This window comes from Kitasatospora sp. NPDC042419, from assembly GCF_056437345.1.
Genome location: NZ_JBWKAW010000002.1, coordinates 429,420 through 455,071, shown reverse-complemented (window position 1 = coordinate 455,071; position 25,652 = coordinate 429,420). Strand labels below are relative to the sequence as shown.

General features: G+C 72.1%; 21 protein-coding genes and 1 tRNA gene. 6 read left to right on the top strand and 16 right to left on the bottom strand.

Translation table 11 applies throughout. The features are described 5' to 3' along the window. Positions 1–157: 157 nt before the first annotated feature. The 8 genes from AC067J_RS05830 to AC067J_RS05795 all read right to left on the bottom strand — a co-directional run bounded on the left by AC067J_RS05830 (position 158) and on the right by AC067J_RS05795 (position 12,748). Positions 158–835: a response regulator gene (locus AC067J_RS05830; RefSeq protein ID WP_478296723.1), complete on the bottom strand. Its 678-nt coding sequence runs from the start codon at positions 833–835 to the stop codon at positions 158–160. After that, entirely contained in the window at positions 832–3,468 is a 2,637-nt protein-coding gene (locus tag AC067J_RS05825) for an ATP-binding protein (protein WP_478296722.1), read from the bottom strand. The genes AC067J_RS05830 and AC067J_RS05825 overlap by 4 nt, the downstream gene beginning before the upstream one ends. Positions 3,469–3,593: 125 nt before the next feature. After that, the gene (gene kdpC / locus AC067J_RS05820; RefSeq protein ID WP_478296721.1) at positions 3,594–4,220 is read right to left on the bottom strand and encodes a K(+)-transporting ATPase subunit C; all 627 of its coding nucleotides are present in this window, start codon (positions 4,218–4,220) and stop codon (positions 3,594–3,596) included. Positions 4,221–4,238: 18 nt separating this feature from the next. After that, complete coding sequence (gene kdpB, locus AC067J_RS05815; RefSeq protein ID WP_478296720.1) at positions 4,239–6,356, bottom strand: potassium-transporting ATPase subunit KdpB; 2,118 nt, start codon at positions 6,354–6,356, stop codon at positions 4,239–4,241. Next, a complete protein-coding gene (kdpA, locus tag AC067J_RS05810) occupies positions 6,356–8,017 on the bottom strand; it encodes a potassium-transporting ATPase subunit KdpA (protein ID WP_478296719.1) in 1,662 nt (553 codons plus the stop codon). Before kdpA ends, kdpB begins: the two co-directional genes overlap by 1 nt. A 1-nt stretch (position 8,018) precedes the next feature. Continuing rightward, positions 8,019–8,108 (bottom strand): K(+)-transporting ATPase subunit F, encoded by a 90-nt coding sequence (kdpF, locus tag AC067J_RS05805; RefSeq protein WP_238863773.1) that lies wholly within the window; start codon positions 8,106–8,108, stop codon positions 8,019–8,021. A gap of 467 nt (positions 8,109–8,575) precedes the next feature. After that, positions 8,576–10,570 carry an APC family permease gene (locus tag AC067J_RS05800; RefSeq protein ID WP_478296941.1) on the bottom strand — a complete coding sequence of 665 codons (1,995 nt, stop codon included), beginning with the start codon at positions 10,568–10,570 and terminating at the stop codon, positions 8,576–8,578. A gap of 324 nt (positions 10,571–10,894) precedes the next feature. After that, positions 10,895–12,748: an APC family permease gene (locus tag AC067J_RS05795; RefSeq protein ID WP_478296718.1), complete on the bottom strand. Its 1,854-nt coding sequence runs from the start codon at positions 12,746–12,748 to the stop codon at positions 10,895–10,897. A 363-nt stretch (positions 12,749–13,111) separates the two neighbouring features. On the opposite strand from AC067J_RS05795, the gene AC067J_RS05790 reads away from it, so the two are divergent. Beyond that, on the top strand, positions 13,112–13,795 hold the full coding sequence (locus tag AC067J_RS05790) for an HAD family hydrolase (protein WP_478296717.1): 684 nt from the start codon (positions 13,112–13,114) through the stop codon (positions 13,793–13,795). 96 nt (positions 13,796–13,891) lie between these two features. Here the strand turns inward: AC067J_RS05790 and AC067J_RS05785 are convergent, their stop codons facing one another. Together AC067J_RS05785 and AC067J_RS05780 are read right to left on the bottom strand one after the other, a co-directional pair. Beyond that, positions 13,892–14,098, bottom strand: coding sequence for a hypothetical protein (locus AC067J_RS05785; protein ID WP_478296716.1), 207 nt, complete (start codon positions 14,096–14,098; stop codon positions 13,892–13,894). A 299-nt stretch (positions 14,099–14,397) separates the two neighbouring features. Next, positions 14,398–14,478: transfer RNA gene (locus tag AC067J_RS05780), tRNA-Tyr, on the bottom strand. A 216-nt stretch (positions 14,479–14,694) separates the two neighbouring features. Here AC067J_RS05780 and AC067J_RS05775 point away from each other — a divergent pair. Beyond that, positions 14,695–15,183, top strand: a complete 489-nt coding sequence (locus AC067J_RS05775; RefSeq protein ID WP_478296715.1) for a YajQ family cyclic di-GMP-binding protein — start codon at positions 14,695–14,697, stop codon at positions 15,181–15,183. Between the two features lie 195 nt (positions 15,184–15,378). Here the strand turns inward: AC067J_RS05775 and AC067J_RS05770 are convergent, their stop codons facing one another. The 4 genes from AC067J_RS05770 to AC067J_RS05755 all read right to left on the bottom strand — a co-directional run bounded on the left by AC067J_RS05770 (position 15,379) and on the right by AC067J_RS05755 (position 19,011). Next, positions 15,379–16,143, bottom strand: a complete 765-nt coding sequence (locus AC067J_RS05770) for a hypothetical protein (protein ID WP_478296714.1) — start codon at positions 16,141–16,143, stop codon at positions 15,379–15,381. 117 nt (positions 16,144–16,260) lie between these two features. Further along, positions 16,261–16,926 carry a helix-turn-helix domain-containing protein gene (locus AC067J_RS05765; protein ID WP_478296713.1) on the bottom strand — a complete coding sequence of 222 codons (666 nt, stop codon included), beginning with the start codon at positions 16,924–16,926 and terminating at the stop codon, positions 16,261–16,263. A 208-nt stretch (positions 16,927–17,134) separates the two neighbouring features. Then, entirely contained in the window at positions 17,135–17,689 is a 555-nt protein-coding gene (locus AC067J_RS05760; RefSeq protein WP_478296712.1) for a GNAT family N-acetyltransferase, read from the bottom strand. 8 nt (positions 17,690–17,697) lie between these two features. Then, positions 17,698–19,011 (bottom strand): hypothetical protein, encoded by a 1,314-nt coding sequence (locus AC067J_RS05755; protein WP_478296711.1) that lies wholly within the window; start codon positions 19,009–19,011, stop codon positions 17,698–17,700. A 298-nt stretch (positions 19,012–19,309) separates the two neighbouring features. On the opposite strand from AC067J_RS05755, the gene AC067J_RS05750 reads away from it, so the two are divergent. The 4 genes from AC067J_RS05750 (at position 19,310) to AC067J_RS05735 (ending at position 23,793) form a co-directional block, all read left to right on the top strand. Further along, positions 19,310–20,608 carry a class-III pyridoxal-phosphate-dependent aminotransferase gene (locus AC067J_RS05750; RefSeq protein WP_478296710.1) on the top strand — a complete coding sequence of 433 codons (1,299 nt, stop codon included), beginning with the start codon at positions 19,310–19,312 and terminating at the stop codon, positions 20,606–20,608. 50 nt (positions 20,609–20,658) lie between these two features. Further along, entirely contained in the window at positions 20,659–21,897 is a 1,239-nt protein-coding gene (locus AC067J_RS05745; RefSeq protein ID WP_478296709.1) for an SIR2 family protein, read from the top strand. After that, positions 21,891–22,409 (top strand): GNAT family N-acetyltransferase, encoded by a 519-nt coding sequence (locus AC067J_RS05740; RefSeq protein ID WP_478296708.1) that lies wholly within the window; start codon positions 21,891–21,893, stop codon positions 22,407–22,409. Before AC067J_RS05745 ends, AC067J_RS05740 begins: the two co-directional genes overlap by 7 nt. Before the next feature lie 61 nt (positions 22,410–22,470). After that, positions 22,471–23,793: a UDP-glucose dehydrogenase family protein gene (locus AC067J_RS05735; RefSeq protein WP_478296707.1), complete on the top strand. Its 1,323-nt coding sequence runs from the start codon at positions 22,471–22,473 to the stop codon at positions 23,791–23,793. Between the two features lie 353 nt (positions 23,794–24,146). On the opposite strand, the gene AC067J_RS05730 is transcribed toward AC067J_RS05735, so the two are convergent. Beyond that, positions 24,147–24,878: a hypothetical protein gene (locus tag AC067J_RS05730; RefSeq protein ID WP_478296706.1), complete on the bottom strand. Its 732-nt coding sequence runs from the start codon at positions 24,876–24,878 to the stop codon at positions 24,147–24,149. Positions 24,879–25,128: 250 nt separating this feature from the next. After that, the gene (locus AC067J_RS05725; RefSeq protein WP_478296705.1) at positions 25,129–25,623 is read right to left on the bottom strand and encodes a hypothetical protein; all 495 of its coding nucleotides are present in this window, start codon (positions 25,621–25,623) and stop codon (positions 25,129–25,131) included. Positions 25,624–25,652: the final 29 nt, after the last annotated feature.

The following is a 25,652-nucleotide window of genomic DNA, read 5'->3' as shown; positions in this document are numbered from 1 at the left end:
CGGAGCGGCCCCAGGCATCCCCCACTGGAGCGGGGCCGCTCCCTCACCGCTGACGCTACGCCCACGGACGACGCCTCCCGGGCGCCCTTGACGCCCCGTTGTCGTCCGGCCGCCCGCTCCTGACGGCTCGTTGACGCCGCCCGCCCGCAGCGCGGGCTCAGGGCTCGTACCGGTAGCCGATGCCGGGCTCGGTGATCAGGTGGCTCGGGCGGGCCGGATCGCGCTCCAGCTTGCGGCGCAGCCCCGCCAGGTAGACCCGCAGGTAGTTGCCGCGCTCCTCCCGGGCCGGGCCCCAGACCTCGCGCAGGATCTGCCGCCCGGGCACCAGCCGGCCCGGGCTGGCCAGCAGCAGCGCGAGGATCCGCCACTCGGTCGGGGTGAGCCGGACCGGCCCGTCCGGACCGGTGACGGTGGTGGCGGCGAGGTCCACGGTGTGGTCGCCGAGGACCACCGGCGCGGGGGCCGGCGGGTCGCTCGGCGGGCGGCGCAGCACCGCGCGCAGCCGGGCCAGCAGTTCCTCCATCAGGAAGGGCTTGGTCAGGTAGTCGTCGGCGCCGGCGTCCAGCGCGCCCACCTTGTCCGCGGCGCCGGAGCGGCCGGAGAGCACGATGATCGGCACCGCGCTGCGGCTGCGCAGGCCCCGGATGACCTCCATGCCGTCCAGGTCGGGCAGGCCGAGGTCGAGCAGGACGGCGTCGGGGGCGGTGTGCGCGGCGCGGTCCAGCGCCTCGCCGCCGGTGGCGGCGGTCCGGACGGCGTACTGCCGGGCGCTCAGGTTGATCCGCAGGGTCCGCAGCAGCGCGGGTTCGTCGTCGACGATCAGGATCTCGCTCATCCGGACGCCTCCTCCGGGTGCGGCCCGCCCTGGTGCGCATCGGCGTGCGGTCCGTCGGCGTGCGGTCCGTCCGGGTGCGGTCCGCCGGGGCCCGCGGCGGGCAGGGTGAGCAGCATGGTGGTGCCGCCGCCCGGGGTGTCCTCGACCTCCAGGCTGCCGCCCATGGCCTCGGCGAGGCCGCGGGAGAGTGCGAGGCCGAGGCCGACGCCGGTGGTGTTGTCGGTGTCGCCGAGGCGCTGGAACGGCAGGAAGACCCGGTCGCGGTCCTCCGGGGCGATGCCGGGGCCGCGGTCGATGACGCGGATCTCCACCCGGTCCGCGGCCGTCCCCCCGCCCGGGGGCCGGGCGAGGTGGCTGGCCGTGACCAGGACCGGTGCGCCGGGCGCGTTGTGGCGCAGCGCGTTGGTGATCACGTTGGCGAGGACGCGCTCCAGCAGCGGCGGGTCGGCCAGGACCGGCGGCACGGTCTCCAGGTCGAGCGGCTGGACGGGCGCGTACGGGTCGGGCAGCGAGTCGAGGGCGCGCGGCAGGATCTCGTCGAGGTGGGTCTCGGCGAGGTGCAGGGTGAGGGCGCCGGCCTGGAGGCGGCTCATGTCGAGCAGGTTGTCGACCAGCCGGTTGAGCTTGACCAGGGATTCGTCGGCGGTGGCCAGCAGTTCGGCCTGGTCCTCGGGCGAGAACTCGACGTCCGGGCTGCGCAGCGAGCCGACCGAGGCGAGCGCGGCGGCCAGCGGGGTGCGCAGGTCGTGGCTGACGGCGGCGAGCAGGGCGGTGCGCATCCGGTCGGCGGCCTTGATCGGTTCGACCTCGGCGGCGACCACGGCGAGCCGGTCGCGTTCCAGGGCGGCGGCGACGTGCGCGGCGAAGGCGGTGAGGACGCGGTGGTCGGCGGCGGGCAGCCGGCGCCCGGTGAGGACCAGGACGGCGTCGGCGCCGACCGGGACCTCGGTGGCCTCGGCGGGCTGTCCCGGTTCGGGTTCGCCCTCGCCGCAGGCGGCCAGCACCTCGCCGCCGGTGCGCTCCAGCAGGGAGACGGCGTGCATGCCGAAGGCGGTGCGGGACTTCTCCAGCAGGGCGGGCAGCGCGTCGGCGCCGCGCAGCACGCTGCCGGCGAGGGTGGAGAGCGTCTCGGCCTCGGCGGTGGCCCGGGCGGCCCGGGCGGTGAGCCGGCCCGCGTGGTCGACCACGGTGGAGACGGTCAGCGCGACGGCGGCGAAGACGGTCAGCGCGATGATGTTGTTGGTCTCGCCGATGGTGAAGGCGTGGACGGGCGGGATGAAGAAGTAGTTGAGCAGCAGCGAGGCGACCACCGAGGCGAGCAGTGCGGAGGTCGCACCGCCGAGCAGCGCCACCCCGACCACGCCGAGCTGGAAGATCAGGGCGTCGGTGGTGAGGTTGACGGTGTCGTGGGACTGCGAGAGCCCGGCGGTGATCAGCCAGGGCACCACCAGCCCGGCGAGGTAGCCGGCGACGGTGCGGCGCCTGGAGTGGCGGCGGCCGAGCGAGGGCAGTCGGCCGCGGCCGGTGAACTCGTGGGTGACCATGTGGACGTCGATGTCCTCGGAGGCGTCCACGGTCGTCTCGCCGATGCCGGGGCCGGTGAGGAAGCGGGTGATCCGGCCGCGCCGGCTGGTGCCGAGGACCAGCTGGGTGGCGTCGTGGGCGCGGGCGAAGGCGAGCAGCGCGGTCGGGATGTCGTCGCCGACCACCACGTGGTAGCTGCCGCCGAGGGCCTCGACCAGCTGCCGCTGCTGGGCGAGCGCGCCGGAGGAGGCCCCGGCCAGGCCGTCGCTGCGGGTGACGTGGACGGCGAGGAGGTCGCCGCCGGCGGTGCGGTCGGCGATCCGGGCGGCGCGGCGGACCAGTGTCTCGCCCTCGGGGCCGCCGGTGAGGGCGACCACGACGCGTTCCCTGGTCTCCCAGACGCGGTCGATGTCGTGGCTGGCCCGGTAGTCGCGCAGCCCCTCGTCGACCCGCCCGGCCACCCAGAGCAGGGCGAGTTCGCGCAGGGCGGTGAGGTTGCCGACCCGGAAGTAGTTGGAGAGCGCGGCGTCCACCTTCTCCGCCTTGTAGACGTTGCCGTGGGCCATCCGCCGGCGCAGTGCCTGCGGGGCCATGTCGACGAGCTCGATCTGGTCGGCCCGGCGGACCACCTCGTCCGGGACGGTCTCGCGCTGCGGGATGCCGGTGATCTTCTGGACGACGTCGTTCAACGACTCCAGGTGCTGGATGTTGACGGTCGTGATGACGTCGATCCCGGCGGCCAGCAGCTCCTCGACGTCCTGCCAGCGCTTGGCGTGCCGGCCGCCGGGGACGTTGGTGTGGGCCAGCTCGTCGACCAGGACGACGGCCGGCCCGCGGGCGAGCACGCCGTCGAGGTCCATCTCCTCGAACCCGCTGTCCCGGTAGGAGCGGTGGGCCCGTGGGAGGACCTCCAGGCCGGAGAGCATGGACTCGGTGTGGCGGCGGCCGTGGCACTCGATGTAGCCGACCACCACGTCCGCGCCGCGGTCCTGTCTGCGCCGTGCCTCGTCCAGCATCCGGTAGGTCTTGCCGACGCCGGGGGCGGAGCCGAGGTAGACCCTCAGCCGGCCTCGGCGGTGGCCGGTGCCGGGGGCGAGGTCGCGGGCCATGGGCGATGCTCTTTCGTCTGTGGGCCGATCGGAGGTGCACGGACACGGGAGACCGACCCGGGCGCGGGGGGGTGTCCCTCCCGCGCCCGGGCCGGTCTCCGGTCAGTCGGCGAACTGATGTGCTGTCACTTCTGCTCGCCGAGTGCCTTGTTGAGCAGGACGACGTTCACGCCCGGCTCCCCGAGGAAGCCCAGTGAGCGGCCGTCGGTGTACTTCTCGACCAGCTTGCCCAGCTGCTCGGGCGAGATGTTGCCGCGGGCCTTGGCGACCCGGGCGACCTGCTGCTCGGCGTAGGCCACCGAGATGTGCGGGTCGAGGCCGGAGCCGGAGGCGGTGACCGCGTCCACCGGGACGCTCGCCGGGTCGACGCCGTCGAACGCGGCGACGGCCTTGCGGCGCTCCTCGACCGTCGCGGTGAGGTCCTCGCTGTTGGGGCCCAGGTTGGAGGCGCCGGAGGCCTTCGGGTCGTGGGCGCCGGGCCGCGGCTGGAACCACTTCGGGTCGGGGAGCGCGACCTCGTCGGCGTCGTCCGGGTTCTGCTTGGGCAGGTCGAAGCTCTGGCCGAGCAGGCCGGAGCCGACCTCCTTGCCGTCGAGCTTCACGATCGAGCCGTTGGCCTTGTCGGTGAAGGCGGCCTGGGCGATGCCGGTGACCAGCAGCGGGTAGGCGATGCCGAGGATCACCGTCATCACCAGCAGCATCCGCAGTGCGGTGAGGTGCGTGCGCACGGTGGTGGGCAGGGGCTTGGACATGGTGGTTCTCCTCTCTTGCTAGTTGAGGCCGGGGACGAACTGGACGACCAGGTCGATCAGTTTGATCCCGACGAAGGGGACGACGAGCCCGCCGAGGCCGTAGAGCCCGATGTTGCGGCGCAGCAGTGAACTGGCGTCGGAGGGGCGGTACTTCACGCCGCGCAGGGCGAGCGGGATGAGGCCGACGATGACCAGGGCGTTGAAGATGATCGCCGAGGTGATCGCGGACTGCGGGCTGTGCAGGCCCATGATGTTGAGCTTGTCGAGGCCTGGGTAGACCGAGGCGAACATGGCCGGGATGATCGCGAAGTACTTGGCGACGTCGTTGGCGATCGAGAAGGTGGTGAGCGCGCCGCGGGTGATCAGGAGCTGCTTGCCGATCTCGACGATCTCGATCAGCTTGGTCGGGTTGGAGTCCAGGTCGACCATGTTGCCGGCCTCCTTGGCCGCCATGGTCCCGGTGTTCATCGCGACGCCGACGTCGGCCTGGGCGAGGGCGGGGGCGTCGTTGGTGCCGTCCCCGGTCATCGCGACCAGCTTGCCGCCGGCCTGCTCCTTCTTGATCAGGGCCATCTTGTCCTCGGGGGTGGCCTCGGCGAGGAAGTCGTCCACGCCCGCCTCCTCCGCGATCGCCCGGGCGGTCAGCGGGTTGTCACCCGTGATCATGACCGTCCGGATGCCCATCCGGCGCAGCTCGTCGAAGCGCTCCCGCATGCCCTCCTTCACCACGTCCTTGAGGTGGATGACACCCAGGACGCGGGCCGGCCGGTCTCCCGCCTTGGTGGCCACCACGAGCGGCGTGCCGCCCGCGGCCGAGATGCCGTCGACCAGGGCGGAGACCTCGTCGGTGACGGTGCCGCCGTTGGCGGTGACCCAGTTGGCGACGGCCGAGGCCGCGCCCTTGCGGACCTGGTGGACGCCGTCGGCCTCGTCGAGGTCGACACCGGACATCCGGGTCTGGGCGGTGAAGGGCACCCAGGTGGCGTGCGTCAGCTCGCCCTGGGCGCGGGCCCGCAGGCCGTACGCGGTCTTGGCGAGGACGACGATCGAACGGCCCTCGGGGGTCTCGTCCGCGAGGGAGGACAGCTGGGCCGCGTCGGCCAACTCCTCGACCGTGACGCCCCCGGCGGGCCGGAACTCGGCGGCCTGGCGGTTGCCCAGGGTGATGGTGCCGGTCTTGTCGAGCAGCAGGGTGTTGACGTCGCCGGCGGCCTCGACCGCGCGCCCCGACATCGCCAGCACGTTGCGCTGGACCAGCCGGTCCATGCCGGCGATGCCGATCGCGGACAGCAGCGCACCGATGGTGGTCGGGATGAGCGCCACGATCAGGGCGACCAGCACGATCATCGACTGCGGGGCACCCGCGTAGGTGGCCATCGGCTGCAGGGTCACGACCGCGACCAGGAAGACGATGGTCAGCGAGGCCAGCAGGATGTTGAGCGCGATCTCGTTCGGCGTCTTCTGCCGGGCGGCGCCCTCGACCAGGGCGATCATCCGGTCGATGAAGGTCTTGCCCGGCTCGGACGAGATCTTCACCACGATCCGGTCGGAGAGCACCCGGGTGCCGCCGGTCACCGCGGAGCGGTCACCGCCCGACTCCCGGATCACCGGCGCGGACTCGCCCGTGATCGCCGACTCGTCGACGCTCGCGACACCCTCGACGACGTCGCCGTCGCCGGGGATGATCTGCCCGGCCTCGACCACCACGTGGTCGCCCAGCCGCAGCGCCGTGCCGGAGACCTCCTCCTCGGCCTGCGACGCCGGCCAGTTCGTGAGCCGGCGGGCCACCGTGTCGGTCTTGGTCCGGCGCAGGGTGTCCGCCTGCGCCTTGCCGCGGCCCTCGGCGACCGCCTCCGCCAGGTTGGCGAAGACCGTGGTCAGCCAGAGCCACAGGGTGATCGCCCACGCGAACACCGACGGGTCGGCCATCGCGCAGACCGTGGTGACCACGGAGCCGACCTCGACCACGAACATGACCGGGTTCTTGACCATCACCCGGGGGTCGAGCTTCTTCACCGCGTCCGGCAGGGAGGCGACGAGCAGCTTCGGGTCCAGCAGACCGGCGGCCGCTCTGTGCGGCGCCCCGGCGGGCGCCTCCGGCTGCGGGGCCGGCTTCTCGGTAAGGGTGGAGGACATCAGGAGAGACCTTCCGCGATCGGCCCGAGGGCCAGGGCCGGGAAGTAGGTGAGGCCGACGACGATCAGGACGACGCCCGACAGCAGGCCCACGAACAGCGGCTTGTGGGTGGGCAGGGTGCCCGGGGTGGCGGGGACCGGCTGCTGCTGCGCGAGCGCGCCGGCCAGGGCGAGGACGAACACCATCGGCAGGAACCGGCCGAACACCATCGCCAGACCGATCGCGGTGTCGTACCAGTCCGTGTTCACCGTGATGCCCGCGAACGCCGAACCGTTGTTGTTCGCGCCCGAGGTGAACGCGTACAGCACCTCGGAGAAGCCGTGGGCGCCCGTGTTGAGCATCCCGGCCCGCTGACCCGGCAGCGCCATCGCCACACCCGTGCCGACCAGCACGATCGTCGGCGTCGTCAGGATGTACAGCGAGGCGAACTTCATCTCCCGCCCGCCCAGCTTCTTGCCCAGGTACTCCGGGGTGCGCCCGACCATCAGTCCGGCCACGAAGACCGCGACGACCGCCAGCACCAGCATCCCGTACAGGCCCGAGCCCACACCGCCGGGCGCGATCTCGCCCAGCATCATGTTGAACATCGTCAACCCGCCGCCGAACGCCGAGTACGAGTCGTGGAAGGAGTTCACCGCACCCGTCGACGTCAACGTCGTCGACGCCGCGAACAGGCTGGACGCCGCGATCCCGAACCGCTGCTCCTTGCCCTCCATCGCCCCGCCGGCCGCCTGCATCGCCGAACCGGCGTGCTGCGACTCGGCGAAGGTGATCAGCGCCACCGAGGCGACCCAGAACAGGCCCATCACCGCGACGATCGCGTAGCCCTGCCGGTTGTCCCCGACCATCCGGCCGAAGGCCCGCGGCAGCGCGAACGGGATCAGCAGGATCAGGAAGATCTCCACCAGGTTCGACAGACCCGTCGGGTTCTCGAACGGGTGCGCCGAGTTGGCGTTGAAGAAACCGCCGCCGTTGGTGCCCAGCAGCTTGATGACCTCCTGCGAGGCCACCGCCCCGCCCGGAACCGACTGCGGGTCGCCCGCCAGCGTGGCCACCTCGTGGAAGCCGTGGAAGTTCTGCACCACACCGGTCGCCACCAGCACCAGCGCGAAGACCACCGCGACCGGCAGCAGCAGCCGCAGGCTGACCCGGGTCAGGTCCACCCAGAAGTTGCCGACCCGGTCCGTCCGGTTGCGGGTGAAGCCCCGGACCAGGGTGGCGACCACCGCGATGCCCACCGCCGCGGACACGAAGTTCTGCACCGCCAGCCCCGCCATCTGGGCCAGGTGCCCCATCGCGGCCTCGCCGCTGTAGGACTGCCAGTTGGTGTTGGCGACGAACGAGATCGCGGTGTTCCACGCCTGGTGGCCCGGCATCTGCTCGACGCCGAGGTTCAGCAGGAGGTGGCCCTGCAGGCGGATCAGGCCGTAGAGGAAGAGGACCGAGACGGCCGAGAAGGCCAGCACCGAACGCAGGTACGCCGACCAGCGCTGGTCGGCGTCGGCGTCCACGCCGATCACCTTGTACAGGCCGCGTTCGACTCTGAGGTGCTTGGAGGTGGTGAGGATACGGGCGATGTAGTCGCCCAGGGGCCGGTAGCACAGGGCCAGTGCGCCCACCAGGGCGAGGACCTGCAGCCAGCCCGCGAGAGTCGAGCTCATGTCAGAACTTCTCCGGGTAGATCAGCGCCACGACGAGGTAGCCGACGAGGGCGACGGCCACGATGAGACCTGCGACGTTCTCGGCGCTCACAGCTTCTCCACCCCCCGCGCGATCAGGGCGATGACGGCGAACACGGCGACCGTGACACCGACGTAGATGAGATCGGACATGGGCTCCACCACAGTGGTTCGGAGGTGGCCGCGGCCCGCGCCGGAGAGGCGGGGGCACGGCACCGGCGGCGGGCCGGCTACGCCAGCCAACCGCCCGCACGGGGCGTCAACGGCGTTCTTGACGCCCTCCATACGGCGCCCGTTCGATTGTTGACGGGCTCCATACGGGCCCCTCGCCCGAGCCGGCGCGGTGGGCCGTGCGGCCGGCCGGCCGGCTGTCCGTCCGGCTGTCCGTCCCCCCGCGCGCCCGTGCGCCCGGCCTGGTGTCCGGCCTGCCCCCGGCCTGCTGCCCGCGTACCGCCGGACCCGCCCGCGCCGACACCGCCCGGTCGTGGCGGGGCCCCGGACAGCCGCTGCTGTCCGGGGCCCCGGCGGCGCGCTCCCGCGTCAGGCGTGCTCGGGCGCCGGCAGGCTCTCGCGCTCCGACCGCACCGCCGGCTCCCCGCGCCGGACCGCGCCCGGCGCCCGCCGGGACGGCTGGTCGGCCCGCCCGGCCGAGGTCAGCTGCCACGGCACGCTGATCACCATCACCCCCGACGTGAACAGCAGCCGGCTCTTCAGCCAGAGCGCCGACTGGTTGTGCAGCAGGTGCTCCCACCAGTGCCCGACCACGTACTCGGGGATGAACACCGCCACCGCCTCGCGCGGGCTGGTCCGGCGGTAGTCCCGCACGTACTGGACGACCGGCTTGGTGATCTCCCGGTAGGGCGAGTCCAGCACCTTCAGCGGCACCGCCACGTCCAGCTCCCGCCACTGGCGCTCCAGCTCGCCGGTGGCGTCCGGCTCCACCGCGACGGTGAGCGCCTCCAGGGAGTCCGGCCGGAACGCCTGGGCGTAGCCGAGCGCCCGCAGGGTCGGCTTGTGCACCTTGGAGACCAGGACGATGCCGTGCACCTTGGACGGCCGCACCGACTCGGCCTCCGGGTCGTCCACCGCCAGTTCCTCGGCGACGCTGTCGTAGTGCCGGCGGATGCCGCGCATCATCACCCAGAGCACCGCCGCCGCGACCACGGCCAGCCAGGCGCCCTGGGTGAACTTGGTCAGCAGCACGATGGCCAGCACCAGGGCGGTGACGACCGCGCCCGCGAAGTTGATCACCCGGGAGCGCCGGGCCCCGCTCCGCACCGCCTGGTCGGCCTCGTCCGCCAGGATCCGGTTCCAGTGCCGCACCATGCCGATCTGCGACAGCGTGAAGGAGGTGAAGACACCCAGGATGTAGAGGTGGATCAGGCTGGTGACGTCCGCGTCGTACAGCCAGAGCAGCCCGCCGGCCACCACCGCGAGCGCGATGATGCCGTTGGAGAAGGCCAGCCGGTCACCACGGGTGTGCATCTGCCGGGGCAGGTAGCGGTGCTCGGCCAGGATCGACGCGAGCAGCGGGAACCCGTTGAACGCGGTGTTGGCCGCCAGGATCAGCACCAGCGCGGTGACCGCCTGGATGAAGTAGAAGAGGACGCTCTCGTCGCCGCCGAACACCGCGGCCGCCAGCTGCGCGATCACGGTCTGCTGGGGCGCGGTCGCGCAGTCGCCCGGGAAGCCGGTGAGGTGGCAGGCGTCGTCCGCGATGTGGACCTCGGAGACCAGCGCCAGCGTGGTGATGCCGATGAACATCACCACGGCCGTGGTGCCCATCACGGCCATCGTGGCGGCGGCGTTGCGCGACTTCGGCGCCCGGAACGCCGGCACGCCGTTGGAGATCGCCTCCACGCCGGTCAGCGCCGTGCAGCCGGAGGCGAACGCCCGCAGGCCCAGCATCAGCAGCCCCAGCCCGGCCAGGGTGTCCTTGCCGTCCTCCGGCACGATCCCGTAGGCGGCACTGGCCGCCACCGGGGCGTCGCCGAGCGCGACCCGGACCAGGCCGGTGACCACCATTAGCAGGATCCCGCCGATGAACAGGTACGTCGGTGCGGCGAAGGCCTTGCCCGACTCCCGGACACCGCGCAGGTTCCCCGCCATCAGCAGCACCACGAAGCCGACCGCCAGCTCGACCCGGTGGTCGGCCAGCGAGGGCAGCGCCGAGATGATGTTGTCCACGCCGGAGGCCACCGAGACGGCGACCGTCATCACGTAGTCGACCAGCAGCGAGGCGGCCACCACCAGGCCCGAGTTGGCGCCGAGGTTCCGGGAGACCACCTCGTACGAGCCGCCGCCGCTCGGGTAGGCGTGCACGACCTGGCGGTACGACATCACCACGACCGCCATCAGCGCGACCACTCCGGCCGCGACCCACGGGGTCAGGTAGAGGAAGGCGGCGCCACCGACGGTGAGCACCAGCAGGATCTCCTGGGTCGCGTAGGCGACCGAGGAGAGCGGGTCGGAAGCGAAGATCGGCAGCGCCAGCCGCTTGGGGAGCAGCGTCTCGCCCAGCTCCTCGCTGCGCATGGCTCGGCCGATCACTAGGCGCTTGAGCGCCTGGGGCAGGTTGAACACATGGGCGAGCGTAAGCGCGCCCGGCCGACGCGCAAGAGGCCGTGGCGAGGGCGTCCGCGGCCCCCGGCGCGCTCGACGGGCGGGGACGTTTCCGCAGGTCGGAGCCACTGTGGGCGGGGCGCGCCGAGTGGGGCGGGGGCGTTGCGGGGACGCCGGGAGGGGGTTCGGAGGCGTTCCGGGGGGCCGTTAAGACATCGTCAAGATATGACGATCAACTCGGACAAATAACCCTTAACCCCTCAATTCACCACCATGGGAAGGACTTGGGGAGGACCCTCACATCCTCATCCGGAGCCGGCAGACCACCGCGTCGGTGTGCCGGCGCAGCGCCCGGTCGATGACGGCGCCGCGGCGGTTCTGCAGCGCCCGCTGCCAGGGGTGGGCCGGTTCCACCTCGGGGATCAGGACGGTGAGCCGGTCGTAGACGTGCTCGGTGCCGAGCCGGTCGACGAAGGCGGCGATCGGCGGGCCGAGGCGGCGGCGGGAGTCCGGGATCTCCACCAGCGGCACGCCCGGCTGCCACAGCTCCCAGTCCCGGCGCAGCGCCTCGGCCTCGGCCGGGTCGTGGACCACGGTGACGGCGAGGACCTCGTCGCCGAGCGAGAGCGCCGCCGAGAGCCCGTCGCGGGTGAGGCGGGTGATCGCGGTGACGGGGACGACGACCAGGCTGCGCTGCGGCGTGAGGGGGCCGGGGACGCGTCCGAGTTCCAGTCGCTCGCCGATCCGCGCGTAGCTGCGGTGGACGGCCTCGAAGAGCAGCACGAGCAGGGGCAGGGCCAGGCAGATGCCCCAGGCGCCCTCGGTGAACTTGGTGCCGGTGACGACGAGGGCCGCCACCCCGGTGAGCAGTGCGCCGAAGCCGTTCAGCGCGGCCTTCGCCCGCCAGTGCGCCGGGCGGTGCAGGTGCCAGTGGCGGACCATGCCGACCTGGCAGACCGTGAAGCCGACGAACACGCCGATCGCGAAGAGCGGCACCAGGCTGTTGACGTCGCCGCCCGAGCCGACCAGCAGCACCGCGGAGACGGCGGCGAGGAACAGCACGCCGTGGCGGTGGACCTGGCGGTCGGCGCGCAGGGCGAAGACGTGCGGCAGGTGGTTGTCGCGGGCCAACAGGTGGAGCAGGACCGGCAGTCCGCCGAAGGAGGTGTTGGCGGCCAGGCCGAGCAGGACGACGGTGGCGAACTGGACCAGGTAGAAGCCGGCGCCGTGGCCGAGCGAGGCGTCGGCGAGCTGGGCGAGGACGGTGACGCCCTCCACCGGCTGGAGGTGGAAGCGGCCGATCAGCACGGCCAGTCCGATCAGCATCACGCCGAGCAGCGCGCCCAGCGCGACCTCGGTGTGCTGGGCGCGCTTCACGCCGGGCGTGCGGAAGGACGGGACGGCGTTCGCCACCGCCTCCACGCCGGTCAGCGCCGAGCAGCCGGCCGCGAAGGCCTTGAGCAGCAGCAGCGCGCCGACCGCGGTCGCGTTGCCGGCCAGCACGGAGGCGTGCCCCTCGGCCGCCGCGGTGCTCACCGGGGCGTCCCGGAACAGGCCGACCACGACGATCGTCAGGATCGAGAGCACGAAGACGGCCGTCGGCGCCATGAACCAGCGGGCCGACTCGGCGATCCCGCGCAGGTTCACCGCCGTCACCAGGGCCAGCACGCCCAGGCAGAGCCAGACCCGGTCGTCGTACAGGCCGGGCACCGCGGAGGTCAGCGCCGCCACACCCGCCGTCACCGAGACCGCCACGTTCAGGACGTAGTCGATCACCAGCGAGGCCGCGGCGGTCAGCGCCGTACGCCGCCCCAGGTGCGCCTTGGCCACCGCGTACGAGCCGCCGCCGTCCGGGAACGCCGCGATCACCTGCCGGTACGACGCCACCAGCACCGCCAGCAGCACCGCGATCGCCGCCGTGACGGGGAGCGTGAACCCCATCCCGTACGCCCCCGCCGCGGCCAGCACCAGCACGATCGACTCCGGCCCGTACGCCACCGACGCCATCGCGTCCAAGGACAGCGCCGCCAGACCGCCGAGCGCCGTCAGCCGGTGCCGGTCGGCGCCCGCGTCGACCGCCACCCCGGGGGCCGCGCCGGTATCCGGCGGTTCGGGCTCGGCGGAGACGGCCGGGGTGACGGGGTTGGACATCGGACGGGACCTCCGCAGTCGATCGGTTGGTCCGATCCTGCGGGCCGCACTCCGGCCGGTCGCCGCCCTCTACGCGTTCCTGACGCCCCGGCACGCGCCCTTGACGCACCCTTGACGCGCTCCTCCGCCCCCCGGGGGGGGCGGGGTCGACGGGGTGGGCGGACCGCTGTCCCGGCGGGCGCCGGTTGGGAAGACGATCAGCTCTTACGGAGGACTCCCGGCGCGCTTCCGCACGACCGGGACATCTCGGCGGGGAGGCTGAACGGCCCGACCCCACCCCTACTCGACCACTCTGCTGCCTGATCAAGGTAATTGCAAGCCATTCGCAATAAAGCCCACGCTCCCGTCGACTACCCTCCGCGCATGAACCGGCACCTCACGTCACCCCGCCCCGACCCTCGCCGCCCCCTCCTCCTGATCGACCTCGACCACACCCTGGTCGAACGCGACGGCGGCGCCGACGCCTGGACCCCCGCCTTCTGCGCCGCCCACGGCCTCCCCGCAGAGGCCGCCTCCGCCGTCTTCACCCTCTTCCGCGCCGACCGCTCCCCCGCCGGCTTCACCCGGATCGCCGCCCGCTACGGCCTCGCCCGCTCCGGCACGGACCTCTGGGAGGAGCACGTCGCCCACGAGGCCGCCCGCACCCACCCGATCCCCGGCGTCCACGAAGCCCTCGCCGCCCTCCGCGAAGCCGGCTGGACCATCGCCGTCGTCACCAACGGCTGCACCGACATCCAGCGCGCCAAACTCGCCCGCACCGGCCTGCTCCCCGCCGTCGACACCGTCTGCGTCTCCGAGGAGGCCGGCGCCCGCAAGCCCGACCCCGCGATCTTCCACCTCGCCGCCACCCGCCTCGGCCGCACCCTCACCCCCGCCGACTGGATGGTCGGCAACAACCCCGCCACCGACCTCCGGGGCGCCCACGCCGCCGGCATCCGCTCCATCTGGATCACCCCCGACCCGCCGCCGCCACTCCCCCCGACCCACCCCGCCCCCACCCACACCGCCCCCGACACCCCCACCGCCGCCACCCTTCTCACCCCCTGAGGCCGGACGACGAGGAGCGGCCCCCGATCCACGGAGGCGTGAAGGCCTGGAGGCCTGGAGGCGTGGAGGCGTGGATCAGGGGCCGGGCTCCGTCCGTCAGTAGGAGTCGGGGGTCCCGTGGGGCGGGTACTGCGGCGGCGGCGGTGCTTCCGCCCGACGGCCGGCCACGGCCGCGGCGAGCGCCAGCAGGGCTTCGACCTGCGCGACTTGTGCGCGCAGCTCATTGGTGGCCTGCATCCCGGTGGTCTTGGTCCGCGCCAGGATGTCGCTCGCGGCCTGGGCGTGTGTCTCGTAGCTGGCCATACCGAACTCCGACGTGTTGGGTCGTGGGAACCGAGCTACGTCGACGGTAAGCCCGGGGCTCGGCACCGGCACCTCGCGAGCGGGCCGACCCCGAGGCGACCCACCGGAACCGGCCGACGCCCCCCGGCTCCGCGCCCGGTCCGTACCCGGTCCGTACGCACCGGCCGGCACGAGGATCCGGGCGGGACGGAGTGAGGCGAGCCACCCATAGCGGACTGCCCCGGCAAGCCGGCGTTCGAATACGACGAAAACGGCCCCTGATCCACGTTTCCGCAGATCAGGGGCCGTTATCTATCCTGTGGCTGGTGCAGGGTTCGAACCTGCGTAGCTTGCGCGACAGATTTACAGTCTGCTCCCTTTGGCCGCTCGGGCAACCAGCCAGGATGTTCGCCGCCCGGGGGCTCGCCCCGTTCGACTGGGTAAACCTTACCTGATGCGAGGGGGTGGTTCGCCACCCGGTCGGTCGGCGGATGATCACCGGCTGCGGCGTGGCGGTCGGGGGCGCGGGCGGGGGTGGGCTGGATAGGCTGGGGCGGCGGACGCCCGGTGGGGCGGGCCGTGTCAGTGCAGGCAGAGCATCAAGGAGACCAACACCCATGGCCGACTCCAGTTTCGACATCGTCTCGAAGGTCGAGTGGCAGGAGGTCGACAACGCGATCAACCAGACCTCCCGTGAGATCGCCACCCGCTTCGACTTCAAGAACGTCGGCGCCGAGATCAGCCGCTCCGGCGAGACGATCGAGATGAAGGCCAACGGCGAGGAGCGCGTCAAGGCCATCCTGGACGTGCTGCAGAGCAAGTTCATCAAGCGCGGCCTCTCGCTGAAGGCGCTGGACACCAAGGAACCGCAGCTGTCCGGCAAGGAGTACAAGATCTTCGCGGACGTGAAGGAGGGCATCTCCCAGGACGATGCCAAGAAGATCGCGAAGATCATCCGGGACGAGGGCCCGAAGGGCGTGAAGGCCCAGGTCCAGGGCGACGAGCTCCGGGTGAGCTCGAAGAGCCGCGACGACCTGCAGACCGTGCAGGCCCTGCTCAAGGGCAAGGACCTGGACTTCGCGATCCAGTACGTCAACTACCGCTAGCAAACCCCGCTGACCTGCGGAAACGCTAGCTTTTCGGCCCGGGAGGGCACATCGAGGGCACTCGGTGGGACCGATCTCCACCAGCAGTCCTCGATGTGCCCTTGTCGCTGTGGTTGAGCCCTCTCCGGCCCTGCGCACGCCGACTTGGTCGTCAACACTCCGGGTCGGCGCCGGGCCTGCAGCCCCAGAGACCTGTCAGTACTTTGCGTCCGCCAGCTTCACAGCTGCCTGCCGGACGTCTTTAGCGGCCGAGCTCAGCTCGGACGGGAGCTCAACCAGTCCCGATAGGGCGATGGTGGCATTTGCAAGCAGCAGAGCATTGTCCTGAAGGTGGCGCAGGCCACGGCTGGCCTCAAGCAGCGAAGGGGCGTTGTCTTGGAGGTGCTGGAGCCCGCTGCTGGCCTGGTGAAGCATCCAGGCCGTGTCCTCTGAGACTGCCGGCCAACGGCCTCGCAGCACCTCCAGATCTGACCTGAGGACCTTCACCAGCGACGCCAACTCCGGCATCTCCTTCGCGACGCTTTCCAGGAGAGGGCCGATCCGCTCGACATATGCCTCCTGCGCCTCGCAGATCATCTCGACCAGCCGAGCCTCGGTCAGACCGCTCAGCCCTGCCAGAGCGTCTTGCCCATCCGCCTCGCGGGCACGCTTCCATCCCTCCAAGATCTCCACGGTGTACTGTTCGCCGCCCGCTCCGTCGACTCGCTTGTGGTGCACATTGCACAGCAGCAACAGGTTGGCGAAGCTGTTCCTCTGGTCCACGGTCCACGTCGCGTCGTACCGCTTCCCGGTCGGCTTGAAGGCGCGAATGTGTGCGATGTCGAGGTTCAGCACCGGCTCGCCGTCGATGACGCGTACGGTCGGCGCCCCACACTTGGGGGCGTAGCACCCTCCCCGGGCCAGGGTCATCAACGCGGCCACGGTGGTGTTGCTGTAGCTCCGGCGCGGTTGCTGGGCCATGGCGATCCTCCTCGTCGAGATGAATTCCACCTCGCACGGTAGAGGAAGCCTCCGACAACATGCCTTAAAAGCAGGCTAGTTGGGCCCTGAGGATTACGACTGATGAAGCACCCCACCTCACACGGCGGTCCTGTGATAGATGGTGCACACCGAAATCCCTACTGGGCAGACCGGGCGAGCTGCTACTCGGACGCAGTGGCGTGGGTCAGCGCTTCGCGCTGGGGGAACACATCGAGGGCGCAGTGCTGAAGACAGCCTCGATCGCAGCCCTCGTTGTGTCCTCCTCGTCCGGCCACAGGTGCGTAGGGTGCTCGCGGTGGCCTCCTGGCCGGCCGGCACCGCCTGGCCGTACAGCGCCACCGACCGCAGGAACGGCGCCGCGAGGACACCGGCTTCGGTGTACGCCCCGCGCCAGTACACCCGCCACAACCGCTCGGCGGCCTCGGCGAGATCGGCCGCCCCCGGCGCGGTGCCCTCGGCGGGATCGACCAGCACGCCTGCGGCGGTGTCGTGGACCGTTCGGGACAGCTCACGAAGCATCGCACGGTCGTCCCGGCCCATTCCGCACGGCGGGGCCTGTTGACCGAGGATCACCGACACGTCGGAGTGCAGCGCCTCCGCCAACCGCAGCAGCGTCGGCAGCGACACGTTCCCGCCCTGCTCCGCCTTCTGGATCGTGTGCAAGGACAGGCCGCTGCGAGCCGCGAGAGCCTCCCGGGTCACCTCCTTGCCCCGGAGCATCTTGATCCGCTCACCGGTGGTGAAGTCCTGCCTTTGACTCACTGGTCTCCCCCTCGACCGGAATGGCACAGTCCGATCGCCGCCCGTGCGGGCAGCTTGCTCAATGCAGAGTTACACGTTCAGCGCCCACGCAGGTCGCCGCGCGCGATTCCAGCGACAAAGGCATCGCACTCAGCGCGCTCCAGCTTGGCGCTCCATGGCGCTGACCGCCGGCAGACCAGGGCGGGGACTTAGCTGATGACAGCGACGGTCAGTGACGGGTCCGGAGCAGAAGCAGGTCGAGGAGCGGGCCGTCGGGGCCCGCGTTGTACGGCCCGGCATACCGGTAGCCGAGGCGGCGGTAGAGCCGCTGGGCGTCCCCGCCGCCGGGCATGGCGAGCAAGGACGCCCATTCGGTGCGCAATGCCGCCAGCAGGCTGTCGTGGATCCGCGTTCCGATTCCGTGGCCCTGCCAGCCGGGGCGGACAGCGAGTTCACAGATCCCGGCAAGGGAACGGGTAGTGCGGGCCTCGGGTTCGATGGCAGGCAGGAGCTGTTCACCGAACCAGTAGGCGGGGGTGCAGCGGAAGCCGTAGCCGAAGCCGACGGTCCGGTCGGCGAGGGAGGCGACGATCAGGGTGAAGTCGTCGTGCCGGGTGTGCCCGGTGATCTGGCGGCGCAGGGCCTCGGGGGTGAAGCCGGCCTGAGCGACATCGTCGTGGCCGGTGTGGGCGTCGGTCCAGATGTCGGCGAGGGTGTCGAGCAGAACCGCGATGTCATCGGCACCGTGACGGTGCAGTGACACCGGTGGCGTGGGCGAGGTCATGGGTACCTTCAGGCGGCTGGGACGGCGGTCCGGTAGGTATCGAGGTACTCGGCGACGCCGGGCACCGTCCGGTGGACCTCCAGCGACTCGGCGACGCTCTGCAGGGAGAGGACGAGCCGCTCGGAGTGCACGTCCTTGAGGTAGGCGAGGGTCCGGTGGCCGGCATCGACGGCCGCGTCGAGGTCGGGCCGTTCCCGGCGGGCCTGATGGAGCGCGATGTCGGCGGTGTAGAGGGCGGCGTTGCGGGCGTGGCCCCCGGCGAAGAGCATCACGGCCTGTTCCGCGCCCGCGCACGCGCGGTCGTACTGGCCGAGGTCCGCGCGGCACAGGGACTCAAGTCCGGCCAGTTCGGCCGGGACGAAAAACCCCAGCCAGTCCGGATCGGCCTCCCGCGGCCCCTTGGCGTACAGGTCGTACGCCCGCACCAGCGCCTGCTCGGTCAGCACGCGATCGCCCTGCAGCGCCCAACCGCGGGCCTCACGCATCGCCAGGAGGGCCAGCCAGCGCGGGGATCCGAGAGCGGCGGCCGCGCGCTGCGCCACCTGTGCGGTTCCGACGGCTTCGCGGGGGCGGCCGGTGGTGTGGGCAAGAAGGGACAGGCACGCGAACGCGTGCGCCTCCAGGCCGGGGTCGTCGGCCTGGCGAGCACTGGCCAGTGCCTCCGTGTAGAGGGAGCGGGCGTCCTTGGTGCGACCGGCGTCGAGCGCGAGCCAGCCGGCCGCGACGGACAGCATGCCGGTCGCGGTGTGGAGTTCGCGGCCGAGGTCCTCGCTGTAGCGGCCGTGTGCCAGCCAGGCGCGGGCGGTGTCCAGCGTAGTCGTGGCCTGCTCGGCGAGGTCGGCGGAGCCGTGGTCGCGGTCCTGGGCGTACAGCGCCTGTTCGGCTTCCCGGAGCGCCTGAACGTGGTCGTGACCCAGAGCCGGTCCCGTGTCCGGGAAGGGGCCTGCGCCCGCGCTGTGCGGGACGGCAGCGGTCAGCACCGCAGTCCCGACTCCGAGGAGCATGCTGCGTCGACGCATGTCCTCATCACCACCTCTCATCGGATCCACCGCCACGGGCGTGGTTGTTCCGCACCGGGACGGTGGGGGCGTGAAGCCCAGTTCGGTGGCGTCCCGGCCGGTCACCCGTTCCAGAAGCCGGCGGTACTTGGCCCGCGGCCAAGCGGTCGTGCCGTCCTCCCACGTCGCGATCGTGCGGGCGACCAGGTAGACCGGCTCGCCCGCCTTGATCGACTCACCCACGAGGAACTCTGCGGCCTCGCGACGCGACATGTCCCATTCGACCTCGCGGACCCGCCGGAACGTGCTGTTCGGCTTGCCCATACCCACCCCCGAGGGAACCCGTACCACCGTCACCCCTCCCGTTCAGACGGTAGCGAAGCGTGCACGTTCGGCGACAGTGCCAGGCGGGTGGAAATTGCCGTGGCAGACCGGTCTTTCATCGCAATTTCACCGCCCTCTGACATCGCATCGGCACCCCGAACCCGGGTTCCCTGAGTCCACGCCCGGCACCGACGCCTGGCCACCGCCGACCGGGCAACCACCCGGCCGAGTACGGGCACCCCATGGAAACAACGGGGCGTGGCTACGAGCTCCGCACCCTGGAAGGGGGACTCATCCCGTGAACCGATACCCGATCACCCGAGAACGGCTGCTGACGTCGTCCAGGCCCATGCAGGACTGGGACGTCGTCGGGGCGACCGGGGCCTGGCTGGACCGCGCCGACGGCACCCGCATCCTCGACGGCTCCAGCGGCCTGCTCTGCGCCAACATCGGCCAGAACAGCACCCAGGTCCTCGCCCGCGTCGAGGAGCAGTTCACCCGGTACACCTATGGCGGCGCCGCCGTGGTGCGCCCCAACATCCAGCTGGAGCTGACGGAGCGCCTGTGCGACGCCGTCGGCCGGCCGGACGACTCCGTCGCGCTGGTCACCTGCGGAACGCTCGGCGTCGAGGTCGCCATCGCCCTGGCGCGCACCATCACCAGGGTCCGCGACGGCAAGCGGCGCGGGGACATCCTCACCTGCGACCTGAGCTATCACGGGATGAGCGCGCTCACCCTCGCCCTGGGCGGCAACCACGCCCGCCGCCCCCGCCCGGAGGACGCGATGGGCCTGGGGCCCGCGTTCCCGGCGCCCTACCCGCCGACCCACTCGCACGACGGCGGCCAGGGGTGCACCGCCGACTGCGCCGAGGAGGTCGCCAAGGCCATCGACGCCCGGGGGCCGGAGAACGTCGCCGCCGTGCTGCTGGAACCGGTCAACGGCACCACCGGCGGGGCCTTCATGCCTCCCGCCGGCTACCTGCGCCGCGTCGGCGAGATCTGCCGCGAACGCGGCGTCCTGGTGATCCACGACGAAGTGCTGACCGGCCTGTGGCGGACCGGCACACCGCTGGCCGGCCAGCACTGGGACGGCTGCGAGCCGGACATCGTGATCCTCTCCAAGGGCCTGGGCGCCGGATACACGCCGGTCGCCGCGGTGCTGGTCTCGCCGGACCTCGCCCCGATGCTGCGCCACGACGGTGCCGACCCGCTGCCCGCGATGGGCACCATGGCCGCGCACCCGCTCATGGCAGCCGCCTGCCTCGGCGTGTTGGACGAGTTGGAGGCCCTCGACCACCAGGAGCTGCGGGCGCGCGGCACCCGGCTCGGCGAGGCCCTGCGGTCCCTGACCAGCCTGCCCGGGGTGCGGGAAGTGCGGGGCCTGGGCCACCTGTACGCCGTGGAACTCAAACCCGGCCTGCTGTGGCCCCTGCTCCAGGAGACCGAGCAGCGCGGCGTCTTCTTCTACCCGTTCACCGGCGCCGGATCCCCGCACCCGAGCCAGGGCTTGGTGGTGGCCCCGCCGCTGATCTCCACGGACACCGACCTCGCCTTCCTGACGGGCGCGCTGTGCGACGCCGTCACCGCCCTGACCTGAACCACCCGAACCCGGGCCCCGAAGGGGGCCCGCGAAGCCAAGGAGGCACCGTGCTTCTGCCCCACGTCGTGATCGACTCCCTAACCGACGAACAGTCCGCCATGTGGCGCGAGCACTTCGCGTCGCAGCCCGGCGACCGGAACCCGGCCATCGAGGAGGGCATCTGGCGGCGTACCCAGGACCCGCGCAACGCCGAGCAGTCCGGCTGGACCGAGGACGACAACGGCCGGCGCCGGGCCGTCCACTACCGCCTCCACTACGGGGTCGACCACAGCCGCCCCACCGACCGCCTTGTGATGGAGGAGCTGTACCTGTACGTCTCGTGGCTGGCCCCGGCCGCCGAGGTCGCCGCGCACCGCGGCGACCTGGAGAAGTGGCTGTTCGAGGGCCACTGGAAGCCCACCGGCGACGGCGCCACCTGGCGCCGCGGCGACCTGTACACCACGCTCACCGAGTACGACGTCCACCCGCAGGACGACCGGGCCGACCGCGACACCCCCGCCGGGTTCCGCTCGATCGACGTGGTGATCCAGTCGGTGGACTACCACCTGCCCCGGGCCTCGCGGAACGTCCCCTGGGACGTGCTCGCCGGCGGGATGCGCGTCAAGGAGGAACGCGGCGCCCCCGAGTACGCCGAGGACCTGTCCGGTCTGCTGGGCCACCTGCCGTTCGTGGTGGAGGCCGGGTGCGGCACCAGCATCGAGGCCGGCGTCCCTCCGCTGCACTTCCTCCACGAGGTCTACCGGGTCACGGCCCGCCAGGGCAACGACCTCACCCAGGGCTACGCCTTCACGATGTCCCCGGCCGAGGACGTCCTGGTGCGGGAGGTGCTGACCGACACTGAGCGCAAGGTCGACGACATGGTCAGCATGTTCCGGCGCCTGCTGCAGGCCGAGCCGACCGAGGCGCACCGGGTCCTGAAGGCCCTGCGCGACGCCGGGCACGCGATCGGGAAGGTGGCGACGCACAACTTCGACCGGCTCTTCGCCCGGGCCGGGCTGCCGGAGGCCTTCATGCGCCGGTACGACCAGCGGACGCCTGACATGCACTACCCGCCGCAGGCCAAGGCGCTGCTGGTGATCGGTCTGCACGCCGACCGGCGCGACGTCCAGAAGCGCGCCCGGGCGCTCGGGTTGAAGGTCTTCTTCCTGGACACCGAGGGCGTCACCGAACACGACGCCCACAAGGAGTACCTGATCGAGGGCGCGAGGGAGGGCGACGTCGTCGTGCGCTCCGAGGCGATCCCGGCCCTGCGCAGGCTGGCCGAGCTCCTGAACGTCGAGTGCTGACCGTCCGCCGGGCCGCCGCCGGCGACGCCGACGACCTCGCCCGCCTCGGGGCACATCTGGTCGGGAACACCGGCGCGTGGAGCAGCAGGCTCGCCGCCTTCTTCCGCGAAACGGTGGAGTCCGACCGGGTGGCCGCGTTCGTCGTCGACCGCCCCGGCGGTGGCCTGGCGGCCTGCGCCGCCGCCACCGTCACCCACTCGATCCCCGGGCCGCACCACCTCGGCGTCTACGCCCACATCCACACCGTCTACACCGACCCCGAGTACCGTTCGCGCGGCTACGCGCGGGCCGCCGTGCAGGCCCTGACGACCTGGCTCTCCGAGCGGGGCTGCGGCCTGATCACCCTCAACGCCAGCGACGACGGCACCCCCCTCTACCGCTCGCTCGGCTTCACCGCGAACCCGCGGGCCATGCGCCTCGTCCTCACCGCAACACCCCCGGCCAGCCGTGACGGCGTCGCCCCCGCGGTGAGCAGTGGGCCCATCGAATCCGCCCAACCACCCCTCCGATAGCCGGTAGCGTCAGGGGCACACCGAGTAACGGTGTGCCCCTGCGCCCAGACAAGGACCCTCCATGCGCGTCTCCGTGATCGGCTGCGGCCACCTCGGCATCCCGCACGCGGCGGCGATGGCCGACCTCGGTCACGAGGTCATCGGCGTGGACGTCGACCGCGACAAGGTCGAGCGGCTCAACAACGGCGAGTGCCCCATCTTCGAGCCCGGTCTGCCCGAACTCCTCGCCAAGCACATCGCCAACGGGCGTCTGCGCTTCACCACCGACATCGCCGAAGCGGCCGCCTTCGCCGAACTGCACTTCATCGGCGTCGGCACCCCGATCGACGCCGACGGCCGCTCCTACGACAACGGCCAGGTCTTCGGCGCCATCCGCCAGCTCGCCCCCCACCTCACCACGGCCTGCACGATCGTGGGCAAGTCGACGGTCACCGTCGGCACCACCGCCGAAGTCACCGCCCTCGCCCAGCGCCTCGCTCCCGCCGGTACCGACGTCGAGGTCGTCTGGAACCCCGAGTTCCTTCGCGAGGGCCACGCGGTGGAGGACACCCTGCGCCCGGACCGCCTCATCGCCGGGGTCACCAGTGCGGAGGGCGAGAAGGCGATCCGCGCGGTCTACGCCGGAATCCTGGACGCCGGCGTCCCGCTGTTCGTCTGCGACCCCGCGACGGCGGAGCTGGCCAAGGGCGCCGCGAACACCTTCCTCGGCCTCAAGATCAGCTACATCAACGGCGTCGCGGACATGTGCGAGAAGGCCGGCGGCGACATCTCCAAGATCGTGGAGATCCTGGGCATCGACCCGCGGATCGGCGCGGGCGGCATGCAGCCCGGCATCGGCTACGGCGGCGGCTGCCTGCCCAAGGACGTCAGGGCGTTCACCGCCTCCGCCCGAATGCTCGGCGCCACCGCCGCAGCCGACCTCCTGCTCGCCGCCGAGAAGATCAACGAATCCCGCACCGGCGTCGCCATGGACCTCATCGCCGACGCCCTCGGCGACCGGCCGCTCCGGGGAACCCGCGTCACCGTGCTGGGCGCCGCCTTCAAGCCCAACACCAGCGACGTCCGGGAGTCCCCCGCCTTGGCCCTTGCCCTGGTGCTGTACCGCGCCGGCGCCGTCGTCACCGTGCACGACCCCCAGGCCGTGGCCAACGCCATGGTCCGCAACCCCGAACTCGACTCCACCTCGGACCTCACCGCCGCGCTCACCGGCGCCGAACTGGTGGTTCTGGCGACCGAATGGCCCGAGTACCGGCAGGCCGACCCCGCCGCCCTGGTGGACCTGCCCGCCAAGCCGGTGCTGGTCGACTGCCGCACCACCCTCGACCCGGTGCCCTGGCGCACCGCAGGCTGGCGCGTCCACCAGCTCGGCCGACCCGGGAAGTAGGTAGTCCTTCGCCAGGACAGCCCCGCATCGCCCTCGACGACCGGAGCAGCAACGGCCGACCCACCACTGGCCGAGCTGCCGCCGCAGTGGCCGTGCCCTCGGTACCCAGCACTGAATACAGGTGCGAAACGAGGGCACATCCAGGGCACATGCGGGCGGAAAACGGCGCTGACCAGTGAAAATTCGTGACATGAATTTTCCCAGGTCAGCGCCATGATCGCCGCAAAGTCGCAGGTCAGCGCGGCGCTGGTGCAGTACGTGAACTACCGCTGACCCCTGCGGGATGTGCGGTGAGGCCCCGGTCCCGGGTTCGGGGCCGGGGCCTCACGCGTCAAGGGGAGAGGGGAGAGGGGTCAGCCCGCGGTGGGGTGGGGGCGGACGGCGGCGGCTCGGGCGCCTGCCACGGTGTCCGCGAGGGACTGGGCCCGCGCCTTGAGGGAGGCGAGCTGTTCCGAGGGGGTGGGCGCGTCGACGCCGGGGGGCGTCGGCGGGGCCGGAACGTCCACCGGCGGCGTCGGCAACTGGCCGAGCAGGCCCTGCAGGACGGCCTGCAGCGAGCTGACCAACTGCTGCACGACGCCGAGGTCGACGGTGGAGAGCAGGGACGAGAGCAGGCCCGTGACCGTGTCGACGAGGCCGCCGACCGTTCCGACCAGCGCCGCCGGGTCGGGAGTGGCGGGCAGGGCCGGGGCGGCGGGCAGGGCGGGGGCGTCCGCCGCCACTGCCCCGGGGGGCACCGTGACGGGCAGCGGCGCACCGGCCGGGCGGCCGGGGGCGGCCGGAACCGCCGGGATCGAGACGCCCCCCGGGAGTACCGACAAGCCTGACAGGCCCGACAGGCCCAGTCGGTTCGGCAGGCCCGGCAGGCCCGGTACGGCGGCGGAGGCGGGAAGGGCGAAGGCGGCCGCACCGGGCGCCGCGGGGGCGGCGGGCACGGTCAGGGGGAGGTCGACGGGGACCGCGAAGGTGCTGACGGTGGTGGGGCCGGCCGCGGCTCCGTTGCCGGGGGCGGTGGCGGAGGCCGTGGCGACCGGAGTCAGCGCAAGGGCTGCGGTCAGCGCGGCGGCCGTCCAGGTGGCACGCATGGGTGATGCTTTCCTCTCGGTACGAATCAGGCGAAAATGCCTGATTCACACCGTGGGGCAGGCCAGTTGGCCCAGCCACCGGTGTACGCCGAACGGTGCACGACACGCGGCGGCGGGCGGCGACACGCCGTCAGACCGGCGGCGGCGCCGCACCGGGGGACGACGGAACCACCGGACGGCGCGGCCACCGGACGGCGGGACTACGGAACTACGGGACGGCGGGGCCGGGTCGGGGTCGTGGCCGGGTCGGTCAGCGGGTCGCCGCCCAGGCGGCCGTGCTGCGGTGGGCGCCGAGACCGACGGCGTCGAACTCGTCGCGGTGGCCCACGCCCTCCACCCGGGCACCGAGCCGGCGCAGGGCACGGGAGATCGGACTGCCCTCGGGCGGGGTGGGTTCGAACTCGCCACCGGTGAGCGGGCCGAGGTCGAGCCGGCCGTCGGCCCAGACGGCGGCGCGCTGGGTGCCGGTGCCACCGAAGAAGTCGGCCTCGACGCAGGCGATGGGGCCGGCCTTGGACCAGGCGGCGAGCCTTCGTTCGAGGCCGTCGGGGACCCACGCGAAGCCGGCGGCACCGGTGGCCGCCGACCCGTCGTCGCCGAACCGGAGGGCGGCCAGGAAGGCGGGGGTTGCCGGTATCAGCGCCAGCCCCTGGGCGAGCGGTCGGGGGCTGGCCGCCGGAACCTCGGCAGCCGCCACTGCGACCAGCTCCGCCGGACCGATCAGCGCCTGAAGTTCGTATGACATTCAGTCATCCTGAACCATGGCACTGACAG